Source organism: Massilia sp. Masssp93 (assembly GCF_059491295.1).
Map to the genome: position 1 here is coordinate 2531305 of NZ_CP168502.1, position 24588 is coordinate 2555892.

General features: G+C 66.8%; 15 protein-coding genes and 1 pseudogene. 10 read left to right on the forward strand and 6 right to left on the reverse strand.

The window, feature by feature from the left end; translation table 11 throughout:
- Positions 1-76 precede the first annotated feature (76 nt).
- The gene (locus ACEN9Q_RS10525; RefSeq protein WP_495628341.1) at positions 77-2404 is read right to left on the reverse strand and encodes an FdhF/YdeP family oxidoreductase; all 2328 of its coding nucleotides are present in this window, start codon (positions 2402-2404) and stop codon (positions 77-79) included.
- Between the two features lie 195 nt (positions 2405-2599).
- Here ACEN9Q_RS10525 and ACEN9Q_RS10530 point away from each other — a divergent pair, with 195 nt between their 5' ends.
- Both ACEN9Q_RS10530 and fdhD read left to right on the forward strand, forming a co-directional pair.
- Positions 2600-3700, forward strand: coding sequence for a catalase family protein (locus ACEN9Q_RS10530; RefSeq protein ID WP_495628342.1), 1101 nt, complete (start codon positions 2600-2602; stop codon positions 3698-3700).
- 38 nt (positions 3701-3738) lie between these two features.
- Entirely contained in the window at positions 3739-4623 is an 885-nt protein-coding gene (fdhD, locus tag ACEN9Q_RS10535) for a formate dehydrogenase accessory sulfurtransferase FdhD (RefSeq protein ID WP_495628343.1), read from the forward strand.
- Between the two features lie 127 nt (positions 4624-4750).
- Here the strand turns inward: fdhD and ACEN9Q_RS10540 are convergent, their stop codons facing one another.
- Positions 4751-5122: a hypothetical protein gene (locus tag ACEN9Q_RS10540; RefSeq protein WP_495628344.1), complete on the reverse strand. Its 372-nt coding sequence runs from the start codon at positions 5120-5122 to the stop codon at positions 4751-4753.
- Positions 5123-5326: 204 nt separating this feature from the next.
- On the opposite strand from ACEN9Q_RS10540, the gene ACEN9Q_RS10545 reads away from it, so the two are divergent.
- The 3 genes from ACEN9Q_RS10545 to ACEN9Q_RS10555 all read left to right on the forward strand — a co-directional run bounded on the left by ACEN9Q_RS10545 (position 5327) and on the right by ACEN9Q_RS10555 (position 11769).
- Positions 5327-7264, forward strand: coding sequence for a hypothetical protein (locus tag ACEN9Q_RS10545; protein ID WP_495628345.1), 1938 nt, complete (start codon positions 5327-5329; stop codon positions 7262-7264).
- A gap of 84 nt (positions 7265-7348) precedes the next feature.
- A complete protein-coding gene (locus tag ACEN9Q_RS10550; protein WP_495628346.1) occupies positions 7349-9145 on the forward strand; it encodes a hypothetical protein in 1797 nt (598 codons plus the stop codon).
- A 185-nt stretch (positions 9146-9330) separates the two neighbouring features.
- Positions 9331-11769, forward strand: a complete 2439-nt coding sequence (locus ACEN9Q_RS10555; protein ID WP_495628347.1) for a TonB-dependent receptor domain-containing protein — start codon at positions 9331-9333, stop codon at positions 11767-11769.
- Between the two features lie 8 nt (positions 11770-11777).
- On the opposite strand, the gene ACEN9Q_RS10560 is transcribed toward ACEN9Q_RS10555, so the two are convergent.
- Positions 11778-12614, reverse strand: a complete 837-nt coding sequence (locus ACEN9Q_RS10560; protein WP_495628348.1) for a hypothetical protein — start codon at positions 12612-12614, stop codon at positions 11778-11780.
- 323 nt (positions 12615-12937) lie between these two features.
- The gene (locus ACEN9Q_RS10565; RefSeq protein ID WP_495628349.1) at positions 12938-14578 is read right to left on the reverse strand and encodes a pectinesterase; all 1641 of its coding nucleotides are present in this window, start codon (positions 14576-14578) and stop codon (positions 12938-12940) included.
- A gap of 203 nt (positions 14579-14781) precedes the next feature.
- Here ACEN9Q_RS10565 and ACEN9Q_RS10570 point away from each other — a divergent pair.
- Positions 14782-14913 (forward strand): annotated as a pseudogene (locus ACEN9Q_RS10570) (IS3-like element ISBcen23 family transposase); the annotation flags it as partial.
- A gap of 13 nt (positions 14914-14926) precedes the next feature.
- Here ACEN9Q_RS10570 and ACEN9Q_RS10575 read toward each other — a convergent pair.
- Together ACEN9Q_RS10575 and ACEN9Q_RS10580 are read right to left on the reverse strand one after the other, a co-directional pair.
- A complete protein-coding gene (locus tag ACEN9Q_RS10575; RefSeq protein ID WP_495628350.1) occupies positions 14927-16024 on the reverse strand; it encodes an SGNH/GDSL hydrolase family protein in 1098 nt (365 codons plus the stop codon).
- A 123-nt stretch (positions 16025-16147) separates the two neighbouring features.
- Entirely contained in the window at positions 16148-17035 is an 888-nt protein-coding gene (locus tag ACEN9Q_RS10580) for a sugar phosphate isomerase/epimerase family protein (protein WP_495628351.1), read from the reverse strand.
- Positions 17036-17166: 131 nt separating this feature from the next.
- On the opposite strand from ACEN9Q_RS10580, the gene ACEN9Q_RS10585 reads away from it, so the two are divergent.
- From ACEN9Q_RS10585 to ACEN9Q_RS10600, 4 genes are all read left to right on the forward strand, one after another.
- Positions 17167-19401 carry a beta-glucosidase family protein gene (locus ACEN9Q_RS10585; RefSeq protein ID WP_495628352.1) on the forward strand — a complete coding sequence of 745 codons (2235 nt, stop codon included), beginning with the start codon at positions 17167-17169 and terminating at the stop codon, positions 19399-19401.
- Between the two features lie 7 nt (positions 19402-19408).
- Positions 19409-21700, forward strand: a complete 2292-nt coding sequence (locus ACEN9Q_RS10590; RefSeq protein WP_495628353.1) for a glycoside hydrolase family 3 N-terminal domain-containing protein — start codon at positions 19409-19411, stop codon at positions 21698-21700.
- 220 nt (positions 21701-21920) lie between these two features.
- The gene (locus ACEN9Q_RS10595; RefSeq protein WP_495628354.1) at positions 21921-24245 is read left to right on the forward strand and encodes a TonB-dependent receptor; all 2325 of its coding nucleotides are present in this window, start codon (positions 21921-21923) and stop codon (positions 24243-24245) included.
- 75 nt (positions 24246-24320) lie between these two features.
- On the forward strand, positions 24321-24584 hold the full coding sequence (locus tag ACEN9Q_RS10600) for a DUF2164 domain-containing protein (protein ID WP_495628355.1): 264 nt from the start codon (positions 24321-24323) through the stop codon (positions 24582-24584).
- Positions 24585-24588: the final 4 nt, after the last annotated feature.

A 24588-nucleotide genomic window follows, 5' to 3' on the forward strand; every position in this document is an offset into this window, starting at 1 on the left:
ATCACAACGTGTGACAGCAATATTTACGAGTTCGTCCACCGGGGCGTCCGCCGCCGCCCCGGAATGATGCCGCCAGTCAATGCAGCGGCCGCGCCGGACCGCCCGTGCGCTCGATGCGGATGGCGATCGATTTCGCCGCCGGCACCTTGCTTTCCTTCGCGTAATGCCAAAGCGGAATCAGCGGATTGCACTCCGGATAATAGCCGGCCACGCAGCCCGCCGGCACGCCGTATTCCTTCACGCTCAAACCCTCGACCTTGCGCTCGATGCCGTCGTCGACGGCCGTGCTGGCCGTCACGATGTCGCCGTCCGCGAGGCCCAGGCGGGCCATGTCGGCGCCGGCCATGAGGAGCACCTTGCGGTCGGTCGTGCCGCGGAAGCGGTCTTCGAGGCTGTAGATGGTGGTGTTGAACTGACCATCGCTGCGCACCGTGAACAGGCGCAGGGCGTCGGCCGGCACCGGCATGTCCGGGTCGGTCGACAGGGTGTCCGGCACCGTGAAATTGGCCTTGCCGGTCGGCGTCTTCCATTCCCGCTTGGACGCGGCGACCGGCTTGCGGAAGCCGCCCGGCGTCCACATGCGCTCGTTGAAGTCGTGGAAGATCTTCGGATAGGTGGCGGCGATCGCGTCGCGCACCTTCGCGTAATCGGCCACCCAGCCGTCCCAGTCGACTTTCGGATTCGCATCCAGCGTCGCTTTCGCGATGCCGGCCACGATCGCCGGTTCGGACAGCAGCGTGTCCGCCACCGGCTCCGCGCGCCCGCGCGAGCCGTGCATGCAGCCGGTCGAATCCTCCATCGACACCGACTGCTCGCCGCCCGCCTGGCGGTCAATCTCGATGCGGCCCAGGCACGGCAGGAGGTACGCCGTCTTGCCGTGCACGAGGTGGCTGCGGTTCAGCTTGGTCGAGATCTGCACGGTCAGCGGCAACGCGCGCCAGGCGGCGTCCATCACGCCATGTTCCGGCACCGCGCGCACGAGGTTGCCGCCAAGGCTGATCAGGGCCTGTGCCTTGCGGTCGCGGATCGCCTCGCAGGCCTCGACCGTGTTCATGCCCTTGTCGCGCGGCGGCTCGAAGCCGTACAGCTCCTTCAGCTTGTCGAGCGGCGCCAGCTCCGGTTTTTCCGTGATGCCGACGGTGCGCTGGCCCTGCACGTTCGAGTGGCCGCGCACGGGGCAGATGCCGGCGCCCGGCTTGCCGATATTCCCCCGCAGCAGCAGGAAATTGACGAGCATCTGCACGTTCTGCACGCCGTTGCGGTGCTGCGTGAGACCCATGCCGTACACGCCGATGACGCTTTTCGCGTGGATGTAGGTGCCTGCCGCCTGTTCGATCTGGGCGCGCGTGAGGCCGGCTTCGCGCTCGATCTCGTCCCAGCCGCAGGCGCGCGCGGCGGCCGCGAATTCGTCGAAGCCGTGGCAGTGCTCGGCGATGAACGCGGCGTCGACCGCGCGCGGACCGCCTTCCGCGACGGCGCGGTCGTCGGCCTCCAGCACGGCCTTGCACAGGCCCATCAGCGCGGCCGTGTCGCCGCCGGCCTTGACCTGGTGGTACTGGGTACTGATCACCGTCTCGTGGCCGGTGAGCATTTCCGTCGGCGATTGCGGGTTGACGAAGCTGACGAGGCCCCGCTCGCGCAGCGGATTGAACGTGACGATGGGCACGCCGCGCTTGCGGGCCTCCTGCAACTGGTGCAGCATGCGCGGGCTGTTCACGCCCACGTTCTGGCCGAAGAAGAAGATGCAGTCGGTCTGGTCGAAGTCGTCCAGCACGACGGTCCCGATCGGCACGCCGATGGTCTTGGGCAGCGCGACCGACGTGCTCTCGTGGCACATGTTCGAGCTGTCCGGCAAGTTGTTGTTGCCGTACATGCGCGCCAGCAGCTGGTACATGTACGACGTTTCCAGCGATGCCCGGCCCGAGCTGTAGAACACGACGTTCTTCGGGTCCATCTTGCGCAGCTCGGCACCGATTTCGGCGAATGCCCGGTCCCAGGAGATCTCGACGTAGCGGTCGAGGGCGCCGTCGTAGCGCATGGGCACGGTCAGGCGGCCCGCTTCTTCCAGCTCGTGGTCGTGCCAGCCTTCGAGCTCGCGCAGCGTATGGCGCTTGAAGAAGTCGGCGCCGATGTGCTTGCTCGTCACTTCCCACGCCGTCGCCTTGGCGCCGCTCTCGCAGAACTCGGCCGGGTGCGGATGCGCCGGCTTGGCCCAGGAACAGCTGACGCACATGAAGCCGTCCGGCTTGTTCTGGTGCATCAGCAACTGCGCGCCCTCGAACGGGACGCGCTCCCTGAACAGGATCGTGCCGACTTCCTTCAGCGAGCCCCAGCCGCCGGCCGGGACCTTGGGTTCGTTGGGTTCGCCCGTCTTGCCGGGCTCCTTGCCGCCTTGCTTGCTCATGTCGGGACTCCGTGTCGGTCAAGAGACATATTGGCTCAATAGTAGTAGCTTGTACCCAACCTTCGGGCGGTGTCTGTTCGACAGCGCACACGCGAATTCGGCAACGCGTCGTCGTGCGTACGGCCCTGCACAGAGCGCCGCAGCGAACCCGGCCATGATCTGCACATCATCATTCCAACCCAACCGGATCCCGCCATGAACCCGCCGATTCCTTACGAACCCGCCTTCGAGACCCCCGAAGACGACGAAGCGCAGACGGCCTTCGACCTGCAGACGACGATGCGCAGTATCTCCACGAAGACGTACGAGGATTCCGGCCGGGCGCTGCGCAGCGTGCACGCCAAGACGCACGGCCTGCTGCTGGGCGAGCTGACCGTGGAAGCCGGCCTGCCCGAGGCGTACGCGCAGGGCCTGTTCGCCGCGCCCGGCACGTATCCCGTCGTGATGCGCCTGTCGACGACGCCGGGCGACATCCTCGGCGACGACGTGTCCACGCCGCGCGGCATGGCGATCAAGGTCGTCGGCGTGCCGGGCGCGCGGGTCGAGGGCAGCGAGAACGACGTCACGCAGGACTTCGTGCTCGTCAACGGCCCCGTGTTCAACGCGCCGACCGCGAAGAAATTCCTCGGCGGCGCCAGGCTGCTGGCCGCGACGACGGACAAGGCGCCGAACCTCAAGCGCCTGTTCTCGGCGGTGGCGCGCGGCACGGAGCACGCGCTGGAAGCCGTCGGCGCGGAAAGCGCGACGATCAAGGCGCTGGGCGGCCACCCGGAAACGCATCCGCTCGGCGACACCTATTACAGCCAGGCGCCGATCCTGTACGGCCGCTACATGGCGAAGGTGCAGGTGGCGCCCGTCGCGCCGGCGTTGACGGCGCTCGCGGGCAGCCCGGTCGACCTGCAGGACAGGCCGGACGGCCTGCGCGACGCCGTCGTGGGCCATTTCGCCGGCCAGGGCGGCGAATGGGAAGTGCGCGTGCAGCTGTGCACCGACCTGGAGACGATGCCGATCGAGGACGCGTCCGTCGAATGGCCGCAGGCCGCGAGCCCCTACGTGACGGTGGCGCGCCTGCGCGCGCCGGCGCAGAAGGCGTACGGCGACACGCTGGCGCGCCGCATCGACGAGGGCATGCAGTTCAACCCGTGGCACGCACTGGCCGCGCACCGGCCGCTCGGGTCCATCATGCGCGTGCGCAAGGCCGTGTACGCGATGTCGAAGCGCTTCCGGGCCGAGCGCAACGGCATCGCGATCGCCGAGCCCCGCGACCTCGACGGCTTGCGGGACGCGGGCGTCTGATATGATCGGCGCTCCCGCGTCGCGCATGGCTTGAACCGATGAATTCGCCCGATTACCCGCCGGAGCCCGCCCTCCCGCCGGAGCCCGCCCTCCCGCCAGAGCCGGCCCTCCCGCCGCCGGCGCGCGCCCGCCGCGTGCTGCGCATGCGCGCGGGGGCAATCGCGGAGGTGGACGACATGCTGGTCGACGAGGTGCCCGTCGCACTCGTCTACAACGGCATTTCACACGCCGTCATGATGGCGACGCCCGCCGACCTGGAAGAATTCGCGCTCGGCTTTTCGCTGTCCGAGGGCATCATCGCGGGGCCGGGCCAGTGCTACGGGATCGAGGTCGAGCCGGACGCCGGCGGCATCGCCGTGCAGATCGAGATCGCCGGCAGTGCCTTCATGGCGCTGAAGGAGCGCCGCCGCAGCCTGGCGGGGCGCACGGGCTGCGGCCTGTGCGGCGTCGACAGCCTGGACCAGGTCTGCCGCGCCTTGCCGGCGCTGCGGCCCGCGCAGGGTTTTAACGCGTCCGGCGTGCGCCGCGCGGTGGCCGCGATCGGCGCGGCGCAGGCGCTCACCCGCCAGACCGGCGCCGCCCACGCGGTCGCCTGGTGCGGCATGGACGGCGCGGTGCGCATCGTGCGCGAGGACGTCGGCCGCCACAATGCGCTGGACAAGGTGATCGGCGCACTGGCGCGCGGCCAGGTGCGCCCCGGCGACGGCTTCTTCCTGATCACGAGCCGGGTCAGTTTCGAAATGGCGCAGAAGGCGGCCATGGCGGGCGTTTCCGCGCTCGTCGGGATGTCCGCGCCGACGCTGGCGGCCGTCGACCTGGCCGACCGGGCGGGCATGACCTTGCTTGCGTTCGCGCGCGGGCCGGACTTCGTCTGCTATACCCACGCCGACCGGCTCGGGCTCGATCAGGGTCTATCCGACTGAAGGCCGGCGGCATCAATTGTTACGTCATTCCCGCGGAGGCGGGAACCCAAGTTCGAGAGGCCGCCCGCGCGACATCGGGTCCCCGTCAAGGAGGTCGGCTGGCCCCGAATCGATCAGCCCGAACCGATCAGCCCGAGACGAGCGCCAGCAACGCCGCCCGGTCGGCCGCCTGCTGGCGCTGGGCCGTCACGCGGTCCCACAGCAGGAACATGCCGTAGGCCCATTGCGCCACCAGTTCCGCCTCACCGGCCGGACGCGCCGCCGCGCCGTGCACCAGCCGCTCGATTTCCGCGCGCGCGAGCGCCGTCACCTGGTCGTAGTTCCAGGCGCCCTTCGGCAGCATCTTCTGGCGCGCGCGGTAGCGGCGGGCCCGCTCCGCGTCGCTGAGCTTGTCGTCCTTGGGCGGACGGCCGCGCTTTTTCGCCTGCGCCGCGTCGAGCGGCAATTCGATCGTGCTGAGGTCTTCCGGTTGCTTCATGGTGCGGTCGGGAGTGGTCATGCCCCTATTATTCGTGACGCATTTCAATAAAGCAATAGACAGCAACCGATAGCAAATGCGGGATCGTTGCCGCCCCAGCCGGGAACCCGCCGCGCCGCCTCCTGCCTAACGGTGCGGGAGGAATGCGGGGCCGCGCCGACATGACGTCCGGGCGGCCGGATGCCGGTATGTCGGTTGCCAATGTGCGGCCGTCAAGGAGGTCATATGGCAACGAATCACATCGCAATCGCCTGCCAGGGCGGCGGGAGCCACGCCGCCTACACGGGCGGCGTCCTGCCCGTCCTGCTCGAACAATTCGACAACCTGCCGGCGGCGCATGCCGACGCCGGGGACGGGCCCGAGCGCACGGCGCTGGTCGCCATCAGCGGCACGTCGGGCGGCGCGATCAGCGCGCTGCTCGGCTGGTACGGCTTCATCACGGGCGGCGCAACGGACGCCGGGCGCCGGCTGGACGCCTTTTGGCAAGGCAATTCCGCGCTCGGCGTCGCGGAAGCGTCGGTCAACCGGTTCTGCCGCGGCCTGGCCGATATGGCCGCCATGGGCGGCTGGGACATCAAGTCGAGCCCCTACGTGCTGCCGCTGGCCGGACTGGAACTGCTGAACGCGACGGCCTGGCCGGCGCTCGCGCGCATGCTCGGCACGGACAATCCGTGGATGCGCCCCGATTTCTTTTCGCTGCCGGCACTGCTGCAACCCGGCGTGGACTGGCCGCTCGTCGCCTTGCTGGGCGAGTTCGCCAGCATTCCCGTCGAGGCGGAGCGCTGGCTGCGCAGCGACCTGGAAGCGGCCGTGTTCCCGGCCGGCGCGCCCTGCCAGGAGCGCTACCGCGCCGACCGCGGCGCGGTCGAAAGGCGGATCGCGGACAAGCTGGGCGCCGCCGACCGCCTGCGCGCGCGCATGGACCGGATCGGCGTCGGCGAGGGCAGCCTGCTGCACGCCGCGCTCGCGGACTGGCATCCGCCGGCCGTCCGCTTCGACGCGGAGGCGCTGGGCGAACTGGCCACCGCCGTGCGGCGCGCGCTGCGGCCCATCCCGCGCCTGCTGCTGGGCGCCGTGGAGCTGCACGAGGGCGAGTTCGTCGCCTTCAGTTCAGAGCGGGCGCCGGGCGACGGCGGGATCTCGATCGACGCCGTGCTCGCGTCCGCCGCCGTGCCCTGGCTGTTCCGCGCCCACGAGATGGCGGGCACCGACGACCTGACCCTGGCGCAGCGGCCGCTGACGTTGTGGGACGGCCTGTTTTCGCAGAACCCGCCGATCCGTAACTTCCTGTCGGGCGTGACGGACGACGCGCGCAAACCGGACGAGATCTGGGTCGTGCAGATCAATCCGACCCAGGCGAAGGCCGAGGCGGACGGGCCGCACGCGCTGCCCCGCATCGCATTCTCCCGCGGCGAGATCTGGGACCTGCGCAATGCGCTGGCCGGCAACCTCGCGCTGAACCAGGAGCTCGGCTTCGTGGACGCCATCAACCGGCGCATGGAGGCCGCGCGCGGCGAGGACGAGGCGCCGGCCAGCGCGGCCGCGCAGCGCCGCGACAAGCTCGTGCAGGTCGACCGCATCGTCATGGACGGCACGGCCGTCGGGGCGGCGGCCGGCGTGCCGCTCGGGGCGAATTCGAAGCTGGACCGCGACCCTGGCCTGCGCGCCGCGCTGTGGGACCATGGCGCGCTGCAGGCGCGCCGCTACCTGGCGCTGCGGGGCCACGTGGACAGGCTGTTCGCCGGCCTGGACGGCACGCTGGCCGGCGCCTGCGCGTGCGCGGCGGGCCTGCCGCCCGACGGCGCTGGCGGCGGCTCCACCGGGACGGGCCGGCCGGACGGCGCGGCGCGCCTCGGCGAACTCGTCGTCTCCGGCGCCACCGTGCACGGCATCGCGCCGGATGTCCCGGACCTGCCGCAGGCGCTGGTGGAATGGCGCTCGGCCCACACGCGCATCAACGGCCGGTCCGTGCGCATCGAAGGCCGGTCCGAGCTCGCGGCCGAGGCCGGCCCGGGCATCGACTGGCGGCTGAAGGACGTGCGGATCACGGCCGTCGTGCCGACGGCGCCGGCGCAACCCGCGCCGACGCCGGCGCGCGTGAAGGCGCGGCGGCAGGCCGGGCAGGGCGTGCCCGCGCGGCCGCAGCCGGACGTGCGCCACTGAGTCCCGCCCGTAGGCATCCCGCGACGACACGGTTAGAATGACAAGCTTATATCTTCGTCAATTCTTGCTGGGGAGTCCGGGATCGTGGCATTACCATTCAAAAGGACGGCGGCGGCCGTGGTTGCGGCCTGCGCGCTCGTGGGCGGCACATGCGCGGCGGACGATGCCGGGCCGCAGAGTATCGTCGTCACGGGCCAGCGCGGCACGTCGCCGTGGATACGGGCCGAGAGCGCGCACGTGGTCGTCCTGTCGGACGCGCCGCGCGAGGACGTCGGCCGGCTCGTCGAGCATCTGGAGCGCCTCGACGGCCTGCTGCGCGTCTACACGGACGACTACCGCGCGGCGGGCCCCGGCGCGGAACCCAAGCTGAACCTCGTCTACCTGAACGACGTGCGCGACCTGGATCGCGTGGCGGCGGACCGGCCGGCGGACGGCATCGCACTGTTCCGCGATTGCGCGGACGGTGCGCAGGGCTTCCTCGTGCGGACGGCACCGCTCGCCGCGATCGCGGACGACCGGCTCGCCAAGGCGCCGCTGGACGAAGGGCTCTCGTACGTCTCGGAAGCGTATGCCCGTCACTTCCTGTACCGTCACACGGACGTGCGCGGCCCGTCGGCCTGGGTCGAGGGCTTCGCCAACTATTTTGCCGGCGTGCGTTTCGGCGCGAAGCAGATGGTGATCGGCCGCACGCCGCCCGGCGTGGGCCGCTACTTTGCCTTCCTCGACCAGGGCCATCGCTACAACCTCGACTACGACGACGTGCTGGGGCCGAACCCGCTGGGAGATCTCGGCGGCGCGCGGGCCGTTGCCGCGAGCGTGGAATTCGAGGCGCGGTCTTGGATCCTCGCGCACTACATCCTCGGCTCCAGCGCGCGCCGCCAGCGGCTCGGGACGTTCCTGAACGCCGTGTACAAGGGCGGCAATCCGGCCGCCGCGCTGCACGATGCGTTCGGGCTCAAGGTGGACGACGCGTCGTCCACGCTGTGGCGCTACCGGCTGCAGGCGGCCGAGGTGCTGCGCGTCGACCTGCCGCCGGGCGCGCCGCCGGAACCCGTGTTCTCGACCATGTCCGCGACGTCCGGCAGTTTCCTGCTGGCCGACGCCGCGCTCAAGGCCTGTCCCGCGCGGGCGCAGGGGGAAGCGCTGTTGCGCACGCTGACGGCGGATGCGGGCGCCGTGCCGAACGTCGACGCCGGACAGCTGGCGCTGAGCCGCGCCCGCGTCGACTGGGGCGATCCCGCCGCCGCGCTGCCGTGGCTGCAAGGCGCCGCGCGCCGCGCGGATGCCGGCGCCGACGTGCTGCTGTTGCTGGGCCGGGCCAACCTGAAACTGGCCGCCCGCGCGGCCCCCGGCGCGCGCGGGCCCTACCTCGACGCCGCCCGCGCCAGCCTCGCGCGAGCGCGCGAGCGCGACCCCGGTGCCGGTGCCGTCGCGCTGGCGCAGCTGGACCTGTCGCTGCTGGCGGACGGCGCGCCCAGCCGCGCGGCGCTGGACGGCGTCATTGCCGCCTGGCGCACGACGCGCGATTCGGGGCCGCTGGCGCGCGCGGCCGTGCTGGCGTACTGCTATCTCGTCGACGCGCCCCGGGCCGAGCACATCCTCCACATGCTCGTGACCGATCGGCGCGATCCGGCCACGGCAGCGTGGGCCGCGCAATTCCAGCGCCGCCTGGATGCCGGCCTGACCCTCGCCGCCATCGCCGCCGACATGCGGCTGGCGCAGGAAGGCGGCGGCAGCAGCGAATGGACCCTCGACCAGATCAGCATGATGCAGGACGTCGAATACAATGCCGGTCTGGAAGACGCCCAGGGCATCATCAACCAGCTGACGCAGAACCCGGATCCGGCGAAGGCGTTGACGAATGCGCCCGTGCGCAGATAGTTGGAACTTTAGCGGGTCGGCACGGGAATACTGAACTGGAGCGAAGCTGGCCGGCGCCCGTCGCGCGGCTCCGGACCTGTCTTGACATGCGATCAAGACGATGAGTGTTTGGAGCCGGCGTCATCCGCGCGCCCGCCGCCGCGTTACGTTCATGCACCCGGCATCTATCACAACCTGACTAACCGATGACTCATACCACGTTCGCCGCCCGAGACGGGCTGGCGCTGAAGGTCTTGCCCGCATTACTCCTGAGCTGTCTCGCCGCGCAACCGCTGCGTGCCCAGACCACGGCCCCCGAACCCGTTCGCGACAAACCGCCCGCCAGGTCGGCCCCGGCCCCGGCCAAGGCCGCGCCGGCCGGCGACGGCCAGGCTGCGCCTGGCGTCACGAGCGGCACGCAGCCCCCGGGTGCCGGCGCCGACGACGGCGTCGCCACCGTCGAAGTGGTGGCCGCGCGCCCGGCCAACAAGATCGACCGCGACGTCTACGACCTCAAGAACGACATCAGCGTCAGCAATGCGTCCGCGGCCGATATCCTGAACAACGTTCCGTCCGTTACGGTCGACCAGGACGGCAACGTGGCCCTGCGCGGCAACCAGAACGTGCAGATCATGGTCAACGGCAAGCGCGATGCGCAATTCCAGGGCCAGAACCGGGGCGACGCGCTGAATGCGTTCCCGGCCGAGGCCATCGAATCCGTCGAGGTCATCAACGTGCCGGGCGCCGAGTTCGGCAACGAGGGCGGCAACGGGCCGATCATCAACCTGGTCCTCAAGCGCAACCGCAAGGCGGGTTCGCGCGCCAACCTGAGCGCCAACAAGGGCACCCAGGGCCGGGGCAACGCGTTCCTGAATGGCGAGCACGCGGAAGGTCCATATTCGATCAGCGGCAACGTCGGCGTGGCCGAGCGGGTGCGCAACGTCCACAGCGAATCGCAGCGCCAGGACCTCGATCCGGCCACGGGCGCCGTCACCGATGGCCAGAACACGGTGACCAACCGGCAGATCAAGTCGAAGTCGCTGAACATGTCGTCCACGTTCACGTACAACGTCGGCGAACGGGACCAGTTCGGGGCGACCGCCAGCTACTCGAAGATCCGGAGCGAGAGCGACGGCGCCGGCACGACGCAGCGCTATGCCGGCGATATGGACCCGCTGGCCGATTTCACGAACCGTTCGCAAAGCCGCTCGCCGGCCGAGAACTTCGGCATCGGCGCGTCGTACGATCACAAGAGCGGCCAGCCGGGCGAAGACCTCAAGTTCGACCTGCGCTACACGGGCCAGAACAACGATTCCGATTCGTCCGTGTTCTACGACTACCGGTTGCGTCCCACGCCGTTCGTCGCGAACAGCCTGCGCTCGTCCGACCGGCGCAACCGCATCCTCGACATCTCCGTCGACTACGAGCGCAACGTCTGGGACACGTGGCACCTGAAGGCCGGCGCCAAGGTCGCGGACAGCAGGAACAGCAACCCGGCGGACTACCTCGCGCAGGACCCCGTGACGGGCGAGTACGTGCCGGTGGCGAGCCGCATCAGCGATTTCGAATCGAACGACCGCAATGCTGCCGTCTACGGCATCCTGGGCACGACGCTGTTCAAGAACCTCAGCCTCCAGGGCGGCCTGCGCGGCGAATACACGGAACTCGACGTGCACCAGCCGCTGCTGAACGAGGAGGACAAGTATTACTACATGAACTGGCTGCCGAGTTTCTACGTCACGCGCGACATCGGCGAAAACGGCTCGCTGCAGCTGCGCGCGTCGCGGCGCATCGCGCGGCCGAACGAGCGCGACCTGAATCCGAACCTCGTCTACCTGAGCGATTTCTATGCGCGCCAGGGCAATCCGCATCTGCAGCCGGTGAACAACGACAATTTCGAGCTGGCCTACCGCGACCGCATTGCCGGGGTCGACAGCAGCTTCGTGCTGTTCAAGCGACGCGAATCGCCCGTGATCGGCAACCGCAGCTATACATTGGCGTCCGATCCGAACGTGATCGTCACGTCGCCCATCAACTTCGGCGCGAACGATTCCGTCGGCATCGAGTTGAACTTCAACGTGCGCCAGCTGTTCCTGCGCGGCCTGTCGGCCAATCTGGGGGCGACGCTCGCCGACGAGAAGCGCCAGCGCATCTCGAACTTCGCCGCCGCCATGACGAGCGTCGAACAATCGAATCACCGGGAAAACATCAAGCTGCGGCTGGCGTACCAGGCCGGCATGGAATCGCTGCAGCTGAGCGTGAACCGCAATGGCGCGAGCCTGAACGGGCAGGGCACCAACAGCGCCTTCACGATGACGAATTTCACGTGGCGGCACAACATCAGCCAGCGCCTGTCGCTGAACCTGAACGTGAACAACGTGTTCCACACCGGGAATATGGAAAGCGACGTCGAGAACGAGGTGCTGCGCCTCCATACGCTCAACGTGAGCCAGCCGCGCATCGTCCAGATCGGCCTGCGCTACCAGTGGGGCGGCGTGCCGGGAGACGAGCGCATCCGCAATGGCGGCCGCGGCATGTTCCGCGGCGGCCCGGGCGGACGGGGCAATGGCGGCTTCGGGAACGGTGGATTCGGTGGCGGTGGCGGTGGTGGCGGCGGAGGCGGCGGAGGCGGCGGAGGAACCTGAGCCGGCGCTCACGGCGACGGGCGCAGCGCGATCCCGTGTTCGAACAGGCGCGGCAGCCAGGCCTGTTCGAAGATCCGGCGGAAGCCGAGGTTCGTCGGGTGCAGCTCGTTGGACCAGTAGTCGCGATACGTGCCGTCGCGCGGAAGGATGCCGCGGCTGTCGATGTAGACGACACCCGGCGTCGTCGCCGCCAGCGGCGCCAGCAGATCGTCGTTCAGCCGGTCGATGAGGATGCGCGCGATCTCGCCGCGCAGCGCCATGTCGTCCGGCACGCCGTGCCTGTCCAGCGCCGGCTTGAGCCAGGGGCCGGCGTGGATCAGCCCGAATTCGAATCCCCGGCCGTCCGGCACCGGATAATCGTAGCCGTGCACGAAGATCGGCGCTTCGCCGGGCGCGTCGCGCCTGGCGAAGCGGATGGCCGCGATCAGCCGGGTCAGCGCCTGGCGCAGCCGGAACAGCATGCCGTCCATTCCGCGGTCGTCGAACCAGCCGTCCGCATCCGTCCCGGGCGGGCGATGGTCGTGCAGCGCCATGTCGACGTCGACGGCGTCGTTGCCGGCCCCGCTGATGTAGAACTCGGAAAACCCTTCCACGAAGCCGGGGCGCAGGAAGTGCTCCACGGTGTCGGCAAACTTGCCTTCGCCGACATAATCCTTCAGGCGCGCCCCGTTGTAGCCCACGAGCTGGACGTTGCGATGGTCGTCGGACAGGGCGCGGTGATTGATCATCGTGCCAAGGATATTGTTGTTGACGTACCAGAACCAGGAATCCCCGATGGCGAGCGCGGACGGAAAACCGATGTCGGCGTTGTCCCACCGTTCCTCAGGTTTATAGATGTGCGGCATCGTAGCCTCCGTAGGCAGTGGGCGAACAGGCAGATTTTTCGCTATTGTGCGCTGATCGACATCATGCCAAAGCATTGACGCCAAATAAAGCCTGGTTTGACAACAATTATCCGTGACGAGTCACGGAACGCATCGGCGAAGGATGTCGACTTGACGCCGCCGTGTGGAATTTGGCCAGGACCAGGGGAGTGACTTCCATGACAGCGGCGCAGAGTACACGCGCTTGCCTGCGAAGGTCTTGCCGCGCGCGGGCGCGGGAGCGGGGCGCTCGCCACCACGCGCCCGTCGCACGGCACCCTGGCTGTTTTCTCAGGCAATGAGCCTCAAGGCGTCGTCGGGACCCAGCCGGCACCGTTGTTCCATGCCTGGAAGACCTCGGCCCGGGTATCGAGACCGGACAGGTCGATCCCGGTCGACGACACGTTCTGGTTGCGACCGCTCACGTTCAGCGTGTTGCCGCTGAGGTCCATGCTGCCCCGTTCGCGCCATCCCGCCGTGGCCGTGGGGGTCGCCGGTGTGGGCGCCGGGGTCGCCTGCCAGCCGGCCGTGCGGATATGGGTTCCCATCCTTGTGTTGATGTAGGCGAGGTTGTCGCACCCGAGGTTGGCGCTGCCGAGACCGCCCGTGGTCGTCTTGGTGGTGCAGTAGGTAGGCGGCGCCAGGCCGCCCGATCGGGCCAGCCAGGTGCTGCCGGCCGGGATCGCCGCATCCGCCGTCAGTTTGCTGTTCAGGACGACGAAGCCGGGGTAGCCGTATGCGGCCCGCGCCTGGAAGATGTAGCCGCCGGAACTGGCGTTGGTGCCGTCCACGATGGTGTGCAGCTCACTTTGCTCGAACAGGGCGGCATATGGGGAGCCCCAGATGAAATCCACGTCGCCCGAGACGTAGGACTTGTAGAACCAGCTCCAGCCCTTGAGCAGCAGGGTATCCTGGGCGCTCATGAAGTTCATCGAGAGGGCGCTCAGCCGGCTGCCGCCCAGCGTACTGCTGTTGAAATACATGGTTTCGGCCTGGTTGTCCCAGCCGCTGGTCTTGCGATGCGCATTCCACAAGGTGAAGTTGGTCAGCTTCAACAGGTCGGCATTCTCGGCCAGCAGCACGTTGCGCCCGCCGCCCAGGTAACGGCGCGTGCCGACATTGGGCCCGGCGCTGACCAGCGTGTCGCCGGCCGCCGCGGTGCCGAAGCCGGTGCCGGGGTTGAACGAATCAGAATTGTCGTAGAAGACGATGACGCCGCTGCGGCTTTCGCCGGTGATCGTCAGATTGTTGACATTGCGTAGGAATAGCAGCTCCCTGTAGTTGCCGTTCTTGACCGTGATCGTCTTGGCTGCGCCCGCATAGGCGCACGTAACACAGCCGTTCTGCATGATCCAGTTGAGTGCGCCCTGGACGGTACGGAAATCGGCAGGGCCATCGTCGTCCACCGTCACCGAGGTGGGCGAGCCGGGCGTTGCCCTGGTTTTGAAGGTCCACGCATTGGTGCCGCTGACGCCCCTGAAGGAAGCACCTGCAACCTTGCCGTTCAAGACCCCGTCGTCGATATTCACGTAGTAGGCCGTGTTTGGCCGAAGCGCACCGTCGTGCAGCTTGATGCTGGCAGTGCTGCCGCTGATGACCACCGGCCGGTAATAGACATAGCGCCACTGGGCCAGCGAGGGCACATTGCCGCCGAGCTTGTCGATTTCCGTGTTCCTCGCAGAAAACAATGTCTGCGTTTCGCCACTCATTTTTGAAACCGCATCGCTGACGTCGATTGTGTCGACGAGCGTGCCGTCTGTCGTGAAGACCTTGATCTTGCCTGTCGAGCCCAACGAGGGCGCGGTATCGAAGGTAATCGCCAGGCGGGTGTCGCTATAGGCTGCCGTGTCGCCTGTGTCGGGAAGGAACGGACCGGCATGGGCGGCGGGAGACACCAACGTGGCGAGCGCAGCATTTACTACCAGAGTCGACAATTTCAGGGGCATGAACGTCTCCTACTTGGATCTTCGGTTGAGGGAATGCAAACTTCCTGCACGGAGTTGCGACGATGAGTGTAACAGTTTGGTCGGGCCGAAAGTGTATTGGTCTAGCCAAAATGTCGATCGGCGCTTGGATTGGCCTGAACGCACATCCTGACGGAGAAGGAACCCGGCAACTCGATCCGGGCGGTGCGCGTTTGAAGTTAAGCGCTGCCGCGCTGGGTCTGCCCGAGCGCCGGCCCAGGACACGCCGCTGCGGCAGCGACATCCATATTCCCGGCTCGACTGCGCCAAGCGGCGTGTGGACGTATGACTTCGTGCATGACCGGTTGGCTGACGGCGGGCCGCTACTGTTCACCAACCTAGTTTCATTTTGATAAAGTTGGTCAAACGATCGGCGTTCATCTTGTGCTGTATGAGGCGTGGGTGCTGGCTATACCCAGTGAACGGGAAGAAAACCGTATCGACAAGGGCATCCTTGTCCTCGATTCGGATCTGGTCTACCGCACTTTTGACATAGCCGGGCCAGGGCGAACCGGTCCTGGTTGCATCCATGCTGCCCAGCGCACACACAATATATGCCTTCGGATAAAGTTGCCGGATGCGCTTTACGAATTTCATGTAACTCGCTACGCGCTGCTCGTCGTCGGGTTCAGGCTGCAGTTTATGAAGCTGACCGATCAGCGACGAATCGTTCTGCATGAGGTTGATGACAACCACGTCAGGTGTCCATGCCGAGAAATCCCAGCGACTGTCGTTGTTCCCCACAGCGTTCAACTGGTCGTAAAAGTCCCAGATCGTGAACGGGACATAGCTTGCCATGATGCCGATGCCGCTCTGCGAGGTCATATGAAGCTCCGCATTCAATGACCGCGCGGTGATCGCGGCATAGGATAAGTAGCTGTTCTTTTCTCGTGCCAGAGCGTCCACGCCATTGATTGGCGCTTCGTTGCCCATGCCACTGGTCACGGAGTCACCAAAGAATTCGATGCGACGCAACGGCCTTGGCGACGGTCGCAACAATTGGCCATCGTCCGCGAGCTCGACGCCTAGAAATACCGTCTCACCTTCTTGGCCTTCGGTACGCTTGGTTATCAAAAAGCTGTGCTTTCCTGGAGCCAAACCGCTTGCAACCTCATATGTTTTGCTTCCTTGGCGGGCCCGGACAATTACGGGGTGGGTATCGTCACCGTCCAGAATGACGTTAAAGTAGTTGGCACCGCTCTTGTCGTCCAGAGTGATCGCCAGTGAGCTGCCGGTAAAGTTGGCCGCAACACTGGACTGTGGCCAGGACAGCACCGGTGCGGACGGTGACGAGAAGTCGATGCGCCCGGCATACTGGAGATGCCTGTCACTCGCAGGCACTTTAGTAGCCGCGGAGGCGAGATTGGCACTCAAGAAAAAGGGCAGGGTTAGTAGCGTTAACGTCGAGACAAGGAGATTTCGTTTCATGGGATAAGCCTGAGGATCCAAATTCGGCGCGGATTTCAAATTGTTTTGGTAAGCGTGCCGGTCAGCGCAGACCCTGAAAGTTGTGTGCGCTGGCGATCTCGTACGGCTGCTTTTCGTACCGTGCTACTTCGTCGAGGTGTGGTCGAGAACGAGCGTCATCGATGCCTTCAATCCCGCCAGCGACGCCTGGACGGACTCTAGTTGCCCCATTCCGTCCGGATAGTCTTCCTGCTCGACGATGATCCACTGGGTGCCGCCCGAATCGCGCACGGCGCGCAGCAGTTCCGTCCAGTCCGCCCCGTCCTTGCCGATGATCGGCACGCTGGTCGGGCCTGCAGCCGGTTTGGCCTTGAAATGCGTGGTCATGGTGCGGCCCGGATAGCGCCGTACGTACGCGGCCGGGTCCTTGCCCGCAGACAGAGTCCAGCCCACATCTTGTTGCAGGATCATTTCCCGAGGGGTGTTTTGGGCGATAACGTCCCATGGCGTACCGCCTGCGGGACCGACCATCTCCGGCGCATGGTTGTGGTAGCCGATGCGCATGCCCAAGGCCGCCAGCTTCGCAGACAGTGCGGCAAGGTCGCCGGCCAGTTCCGCGCTTCGCGCCGTCGTGGCGCCGCGCGGGTCAGCCGCTACCACGAGGTTGGCGCAGCCCAGTGTCCGGTAGAAGTCCGTCGTCGCCACGAAATGTTGCTGCGCCAGCTGCGGCAGCATCACGTGCGCACCGGCGCATTGCAAGCCGTTCTTGTCGAGGACAGCCTTCAATCCAGCTGGATTGCCCCGGTACGGGCCGAACTGCCCGGCGAATTCCACGCCCTGGAAGCCCAGCTTGGCGATCCGTTCGAGCATCCCGTCGAAATCTCGCCTGATCTCATCCTTGACAGACCACAATTGCAGGGCGAGGAGCGGTGTCGTTTGTGACGTCGCGGCAAGCGCCGGAACCCCGAACAGGGTGAGGAGCAGCGGTAGTACGGCTCGTGTCGTTCTCATATCATCTTCGTGCGCGAACATGGTTCATCATGGGTCTCTGACCCTGGCGATTGTGAAGATGGGGGCACTGCCCCGCACCGTCCGAACGGACGATGCCCTGACGGCCCGATCGACCGAATATGATCGAGGAAAAAGTCTCGGAAAGGACAAGCATGAAACTGGAAGCGATCGCGGGCTCGATGAAGGTAAGGGAATACAGGCACCGAAACAGGCTGGTCGTCTCGGCGTGCGTGGCGGCGTTGTATGCGGCGGGCGTCGCCCCGCTGCCGGCCATGGCGCAGGACGCGGACGACGTGTGGGCCGAATCGGTCCTGAAGCAGATGACGCTGGACGAAAAACTCGATCTCGTCCGTGGCAGCAACCCGTTCGCCGCGAAACCGAAGTTGTCCCGCGACGTTGCAAAGGGCGCGGGCTATGTGAAAGGCGTCCCGCGCCTGGGTGTGCCCTACCTGACGGAGAGCGACGCAAGCGTCGGCGTTGCCAACATGATGGGCGGGTTGCGGCCGGGCGACGTCGCTACTGCGCTGCCTTCGACCGTCCTGCTGGCGTCGACCTGGAATGCGCCGCTTGTGGAACGCGGCAGCGCCATGATCGGCGCGGAGGCGCGCGACAAGGGGTTCAACGTTCTTCTGGCGGGCGGCGTCAACCTGGCGCGCGAACCGAGGAACGGTCGCAATTTCGAATACTTCGGCGAAGATCCTCTGCTGGCGGGGACGCTGGCCGGACATGCCATCCGCGGGGTGCAGTCGAACCACGTCATGTCGACCATCAAGCACTTCGCCCTGAACACGCAGGAGACCGGTCGGACTATCCTCAGCGCGGACATGGAGGAGGGCCCCCTGCGCGAGAGCGACCTGCTGGCGTTCGAGATCGGCATCGAGGTCGGCCATCCGGGCTCCGTGATGTGTGCTTACAACAAGATCAACGGCACGTTCGGATGCGAGAACTCGTTCCTGCTGAACGACGTCCTGCGCCGCGACTGGGGATACAAGGGCTTCGTGATGTCCGACTGGGGTGCCGTGCATGGCCCGTCGATTCGCGCGGGCCTCGACCAGGAATCCGGCACCACGCCCGCCGACGCGGGATATTTCGGTTCCCGGCTGCGCACGGCGCTGGCTGCCGGGACCGTCACGGAAGCAGACGTGGACCGGTCGGTGCGGCGCATCCTGCGCTCGATCCATGCCGTCGGCCTGGATACCCATCCGCCCGCGCACAGGGACATCGATTACGACGCGAACGGGCGCGTCGCCCAGGAGGTCGCGGAGGGCGGCATCGTTCTCCTGAAGAACGCGCGCAATCTGCTGCCCATCGCCGCGTCGGTACGCACCATCCTCGTCGTGGGCGGCCATGCCGACGTCGGCATCCTCGCGGGCGGCGGCGGGTCGTCGCAAGTGAATCCGGTGGGCGGCGCCGTGCTGAAGATCCCGGCCGCGTTCGGCCGTAAGCTGTACAGCAACTCGTCCCCGGTCGCCGCCCTGCGCAATGCCCTGCCGAAGGCGACGGTGTCCTTCGACGACGGCACCGATCCCCAACGTGCGGCGGATGCGGCCCGGAAGGCGGATCTCGTCGTCGTCATCGGTGAGCAGTTCACGACCGAGACCATGGACGTGAAGGACCTGAACCTGCCCGACAACCAGAACGACATGATCGCGGCGGTCGCCGCTGCGAATCCCGCGACGGTCGTCGTACTCGTCACGGGCGGCCCTGTCCTCATGCCGTGGCTGGACAAGGCCGGCGCCGTGCTAGAGGCCTGGTATCCGGGACAGCGGGGTGGCGAAGCGATTGCGCGGGTCCTGACGGGCGCAGTGAACCCGTCGGGCCACCTGGCGATGACGTTCCCGGCCAGCGAACGGCAGCTCCCGAATCCGACGATTCCCGGCTACGAGATGGCCGGGGAAACGGTACAGCGCGACCTCTACGGGCTGCCGAAGGACATGAAACCGTTTTCCGTGACCTATCCGGAGGGTGCGAATGCGGGCTACCGCTGGTTCGACAAGACCGGGGCGAAGCCGCTGTTCCCGTTCGGTCACGGACTCAGTTACACCCGCTTCTCGTACAAGAACCTGCGCGTGACCGGCGGCGCGACACCGCGCATGTCGTTCACGATTGCGAACACCGGCAAGCGCCCGGGCGCCGACGTCGCCCAGGTCTATGCCCGCGTGGACGGTGCCAAGCGCCTCGTCGGCTGGAGCCGCGTCGACCTGAAGCCGGGAGAAAGCCGGCAGGTGTCGGTCGACGTCGATCCACGGGTGATCGCGCGCTTCGACGTCGCGGCCCGCAACTGGCACGTGGCGGGGGGCACCTACGACATCGAGGTTGGCGAAGACGCCGGCCAACCCGTCCTCAAGGCGAAGGTGCGCCTGGACGAGCAACGCATCAAACCCTGACGAGACTATGGAAACGACGAACGACAATCCCCAGTTCAGCGCATCGCGCCGGACGTTCCTGGCCGGTTCCATGGCCGTCACGACCATCGGCTTCGGCATGCCGGCCTTCGCCGCCATGCGGGCGCCCGCCACCGATCCGTTCATCGAGCGGCTGCTGAAGCGCATGACGATCGAGGAAAAGGCGGGCCAGCTGACGATGAACGGTGCGCTGGGCATCGGGCGCCTCGTGAATCCCACGACGGGACCGGAGCCCGCTCTGCAGACGACGCTCGACCAGATCGCGCAAGGTCGCCTCACCGGCCTGTTCAACGCCGACGACGTGAAGCTGGGCCGCACCATGCAGCAGGTCGCGGTCGAGAAGTCCCGCCTCGGCATCCCGCTGATCTTTGCGGCTGACATCATCCACGGCCTGAAGACCGCGTTTCCCGTCCCGCTGGGCGAGTCGGCCAGCTTCGATGCCGGCCTGTGCGAACGCACGGCCAGGGCCACGGCCATCGAGGCGACGGCATTCGGCGTGCAGTGGACGTTCGCGCCCGCCGTCGACATCGCCCGTGACCAGCGCTGGGGCCGCGTCGTGGAAGGTGCGGGCGAGGATCCGTGGCTGGGCTGCCGCATCGCCGAGGCGCGCGTGCGCGGCTTCCAGGGCGCCGACCTGCGAGCGAACGATTCGCTGCTGGCCTGCCCGAAGCACTTTGCCGGCTATGGCGCCGTGCAGGGCGGCATGGACTACAACACGGCCGACATTCCCGAAACCACGCTGCGTGAAGTGCACCTGCCCCCGTTCAAGGCGTCCTTCGACGCGGGCGCGTTGACGACGATGGCCAGCTTCAACGACACGGGCGGCGTGCCGTCGACCGGCAACCACCACCTGCTCACCGACATCCTGCGCGGCGAATGGGCGTTCCGCGGCCTCGTCGTCTCGGACTTCAATTCGGAGAAGGAACTGGTCGACCACGGTTACGCGGCCGACGAGGCGGACGCCGTCCTCAAGGCCGTCACCGCCGGTTGCGACATGTCGATCCAGGGTGGCCTGTACCTCAAGCACATTCCGGCACTGGTCCAGTCGGGCCGGTTGAAGATGGCGGTCGTCGACGAGGCGGTGCGGCGCGTGCTGCGCGTGAAGAAGGCGCTGGGCCTGTTCGAGAATCCCTACCGCTCGCTCGATCCGGCGCGCATGGGAACGGACATCCGCCGGCCGGAGGCCGTCGCCCTCGCGCGTGAAGCGGGGCGCAAGTCGATCGTCCTGCTGAAGAACGAGCGCAACGTCCTGCCGCTGCCGAAGTCGGGCAAGGCGCTCGCATTGATTGGCCCGTTCGTCACGGACAGGAACAATGCGCTGGGACCCTGGATGGTGTTCCCGGACATGAAGTCGGCCGTGACGCTCGAACAGGGTGTTCGGGATGCCCTGGGCGCCAGTGCGGCGCTCGCTGTTGTTCCCGGCTGCGGCATCGAGAGGCCGCTCCACGGCGGCATCGACGCGGCGGTTGCCGCCGCCCGTGCCGCCGACGTGGTCGTGCTCTACGTGGGCGAGGCGACCAATATGTCCGGCGAAGGCGCGTCGCGCGCGGACATCACGATCCCGAAACCGCAGGTGGACCTGATCGATGCAGTCGCCGCGGTCGGCAAGCCGATGGTGATCCTGCTGAAACACGGCCGGGCGCTGGAACTGCCCAACTCGGTGAAGAACGCCCAGGCCATCGTGTGCACGTGGTTCCTCGGGTCGGAGTCGGGCAACGCGATCGCCGATGTGCTGTTCGGCGACTACGCACCGCAAGGCCGCTTGCCGGTGAGTTTTCCTCGCCGCGCCGGCCAGGAGCCGTTCTACTACAACCACCGGTCGACCGGCCGGCCAAGCCTCGTGGAAGGGCCGCCCGTCGGTGCGCGCTACCGCGAGGTGTCGACCAGCGCACTGTATCCGTTCGGTCACGGGCTCGGATATTCGACGGTCGCCTACGGTGCGACCGAGATCGGACGGCCGCGCATCCGCATGGGCGAGTCGCTGTCGGTCAAGGCGCGGATCACCAATACCGGGACGACGAAGCATCATGAGGTCGCGCAGCTCTACATCCGGATCCGCGTGGCGGAGATCGTCCAGCCGATCCGCGCGCTGAAGGGTATCCGGCACGTCGACCTCGAGCCCGGCGCGAGCGCGGACGTAGAGTTCACGCTGACCGCGCAGGATCTCGCCTACGTGCATGCAGATACGAGGACGCGGACCGATCCCGGCGCGTTCGAAGTCGTGATCGCGCCGAACTCGGCGGCGGGCACACCGGTACTTTTCCTGCTGGCCGCCGCGTAATCGATCATGCCGCGTCCGAAATCGCCGCCGCGCCTTGCCTTGGCGATTCCGAGGACGAACCGACCACGCCAGGTGTAGTTGTTTTTTGTCCTTCCAGATACGGGGCGGCGTGTTTACCGTCTGAACGGACGATGTCGCCGGAAAACAAAGCCAGCAAGATGGTGGTGCAGTCGCCGTGACCGGGCCTGCACCAGCACAACGCGGAATATTTGGAGACGAAATGAAAAGTAATAATCCTGTAATCAGGTTGACGGTTTGCGCTGCTGCGCTGGCGCTCGCATTTCCCGCCGTGGCCCAGCAGGCGGCACCCAAGGACGATGGCAAGATTCCCGAAATCGTCGTGACAGCGTCCAAGCGCAAGGAGAGCATCCAGTCCGTGCCGATGGCCGTCGACGCAGTGACCGGCAGCACCCTGCAGAAGATGAACATCCAGAAGTTCGAGGACGTCGAGAAGCTGGTGCCGGGCCTCGTGCTCGACCCGGCCGACGGCCGCGGCCAGACGGTGACGCTGCGCGGCATCAGCTTCGATCCGGACACGGGAACGAGCCCGACGGTCCAGATCTACTGGAACGAGACGCCGATCTCGGCATCGGATGCGTTCCGGGCCATGTTCGACCTGGGCCGCATCGAGGTCCTGCGCGGTCCGCAGGGCACCCTGCGCGGCCAGACGTCGCCGGCGGGTTCCATCACGATGGCGACCGAACGGCCGGACACCAGCGGTGTCGCCGGCCGCATCGTCCAGACGTTCGGATCGGATTCCCTCCGCAATACCCAGGCGGCGGTCAACGTGCCGTTGATCCCGAACGTCCTCGCCGTCCGCGTCGCGGGGCTGTACAACTACAGCGAGAACGGCGTGCACGACCTGTACACCGGTAAGCCCGACTACGACCGCGGCAAGGGCGCACGCATCTCGGTGCTTTACCAGCCGACCAAGACGCTCGAATTCCTTCTCGTGCACCAGCAGCTGAAGTCGGACATGGTCAATCCGCCGCTCGCGATCGACAGCCCATTCCCGGGCCTGGGCGGGCCGACGCTGAGTTACAACGACCGCAAGTCCGTCGTCGAAGGTCCCTACCAGTTCTACAACAAGAGCAAGCTGACGTCGCTGAACATCGGCTGGGACCTCGGCGGCCACAAGCTCAGCTACATCGGCGGCTTCCAGCAGAGCGCGGAAAACACCGATCGCGACACGGACATCTTCAACGTGATTCCGGGCTGGAGCAATCAGCAGACGGTCAGGTTCCACACGCTGCAGCGTACCCACGAACTGCGCTTCGAGTCGACCGGTGCCCGCCGCTGGAACTACATGGTCGGCGCGTACCATTCGTGGACCGGCGGACCGGCAGAATTCACGCAGAAATTCCCATACTACTTCCCGACGCCGTTCACCCCGCCGCAGGAAGCGATCCTGAAAGGCTCGACGGCGCCCGGCGGGTACGGCGAAGGGTCTGCGCTGTTTACCGACCATCGTTTCGCGTTGACGGACGTCGACCAGTTGCAGCTCGGCCTGCGCGTGCAGAAGAACAAGGGCTACGGCCAGCAGTACCTCGAGGTCTTCGGGCAGAAGATCAACGCGCTGCCGGAAGACCGCGCGCATACGGATGAGAAGGCCTGGACCGGCTCGGCCAGCTTCCGTCACAACTTCACCAAGAACATCATGGGTTACGCCAGCGCGGGCACGGGCTTCCGCCCGGGCGGCACGACGGCGTTCGTGTCGGCGCCCGGCCTGACAGCCGACCTGATGACTTACCGTCCGGAGAAGTCGCGCGCCATCGAACTGGGTTTCAAGTCGACCCTGATGGATCGCCGTCTCGTGCTGAATGCCGATATCTTCCAGCAGAACATCAAGAACTATATCGGCCGCGCCAACGCGCTGCGTGTCCGCACTGCCGCCGTCCCCGGCGAGGCAGCCGGCCCCGGCCCGGGCGGCAGCTATGCGGCGGACGCGAGCGGCACGATCAACCTGAACACGAACGGCGACCTGGTGAGCCGCGGTATCGAGGCGACTGCGATCTGGAGCATCCTGCCGAACTGGCGCGCGCAGGCGTCGGCAAGCTACGTGAACTCGCATTATGCGAACGCGGCGTTGTATTGCAATGACGGGAACAACGACGGCCTGCCGGACAACGTCGGTGCGTTCGTCCAGCCGGGACGCCAGGTGTCGGTTTGCCGCTCCAGCCGCCCGTTGGCCGACCAGTTCGGGACCGAAACCGGCAAGTTCAACGCCACGGTGCAATCGGAATATTCGCGTCCGATCGGCAACGTGGACGGGTTCGTTCGTGGTCTCGTCCGCTACAACCCGCCGAAGTACAATGTCCCGTTCGACCAGCACATCGCCTCGTTCACACCGGTCGACGTTTTCGTCGGCGTGCGTGATCCGGGCCAGGATTGGGAAGTCAGCCTGTGGGCGCAGAACCTGTTCGACCGTTCGCCCGCGCCGTTCCTGATGGAAGGCGTGACCTACCAGGGTGTCGCGGGCGGCTATAGCGCGAGCGTGCCGCCGCCGCGCCGCAAGGTCGGTGTGACGGTACGCTACGAATTCTGATAGCCAGGTCGCTTTAATGTTGGGGCCAGGACTTCGTGTCCTGGCCTTTTCTTTTCGGAGTCGGAGAAATAACTGATGGCAATCAATTTGGATGACGACGCCAGGCAGCGCCTGCAGGCGTCTCTTCAGCGCTACTGTGCGGAGAATTTCGATGAAGAAGTCGGAGGTCTCAAGGCCGGCATGCTGCTCGACTTCTGCCTTCGCGAGATCGGTCCATGCGTGTACAACCAGGCGGTCAGGGACGCGCAAGCCGAGATGCGGGACAGGATCGATGCCGTCGACGTCGCCTGCTACGAAGAAGAGTTCGGATATTGGAGCCGGGGCGGGCGCAGGCGCTAGGCCG

What these genes read in the sequence shown, in the direction of transcription:
- ACEN9Q_RS10525 (WP_495628341.1), bottom strand. Translation starts at nt 2,404, where the DNA reads ATGAGCAAGCAAGGCGGCAAGGAGCCCGGCAAGACGGGCGAACCCAAC.
- ACEN9Q_RS10530 (WP_495628342.1), top strand. Translation starts at nt 2,600, where the DNA reads ATGAACCCGCCGATTCCTTACGAACCCGCCTTCGAGACCCCCGAAGAC.
- fdhD (WP_495628343.1), top strand. Translation starts at nt 3,739, where the DNA reads ATGAATTCGCCCGATTACCCGCCGGAGCCCGCCCTCCCGCCGGAGCCC.
- ACEN9Q_RS10540 (WP_495628344.1), bottom strand. Translation starts at nt 5,122, where the DNA reads ATGACCACTCCCGACCGCACCATGAAGCAACCGGAAGACCTCAGCACG.
- ACEN9Q_RS10545 (WP_495628345.1), top strand. Translation starts at nt 5,327, where the DNA reads ATGGCAACGAATCACATCGCAATCGCCTGCCAGGGCGGCGGGAGCCAC.
- ACEN9Q_RS10555 (WP_495628347.1), top strand. Translation starts at nt 9,331, where the DNA reads ATGACTCATACCACGTTCGCCGCCCGAGACGGGCTGGCGCTGAAGGTC.
- ACEN9Q_RS10560 (WP_495628348.1), bottom strand. Translation starts at nt 12,614, where the DNA reads ATGCCGCACATCTATAAACCTGAGGAACGGTGGGACAACGCCGACATC.
- ACEN9Q_RS10565 (WP_495628349.1), bottom strand. Translation starts at nt 14,578, where the DNA reads ATGCCCCTGAAATTGTCGACTCTGGTAGTAAATGCTGCGCTCGCCACG.
- ACEN9Q_RS10575 (WP_495628350.1), bottom strand. Translation starts at nt 16,024, where the DNA reads ATGAAACGAAATCTCCTTGTCTCGACGTTAACGCTACTAACCCTGCCC.
- ACEN9Q_RS10580 (WP_495628351.1), bottom strand. Translation starts at nt 17,035, where the DNA reads ATGTTCGCGCACGAAGATGATATGAGAACGACACGAGCCGTACTACCG.
- ACEN9Q_RS10585 (WP_495628352.1), top strand. Translation starts at nt 17,167, where the DNA reads ATGAAACTGGAAGCGATCGCGGGCTCGATGAAGGTAAGGGAATACAGG.
- ACEN9Q_RS10590 (WP_495628353.1), top strand. Translation starts at nt 19,409, where the DNA reads ATGGAAACGACGAACGACAATCCCCAGTTCAGCGCATCGCGCCGGACG.
- ACEN9Q_RS10595 (WP_495628354.1), top strand. Translation starts at nt 21,921, where the DNA reads ATGAAAAGTAATAATCCTGTAATCAGGTTGACGGTTTGCGCTGCTGCG.
- ACEN9Q_RS10600 (WP_495628355.1), top strand. Translation starts at nt 24,321, where the DNA reads ATGGCAATCAATTTGGATGACGACGCCAGGCAGCGCCTGCAGGCGTCT.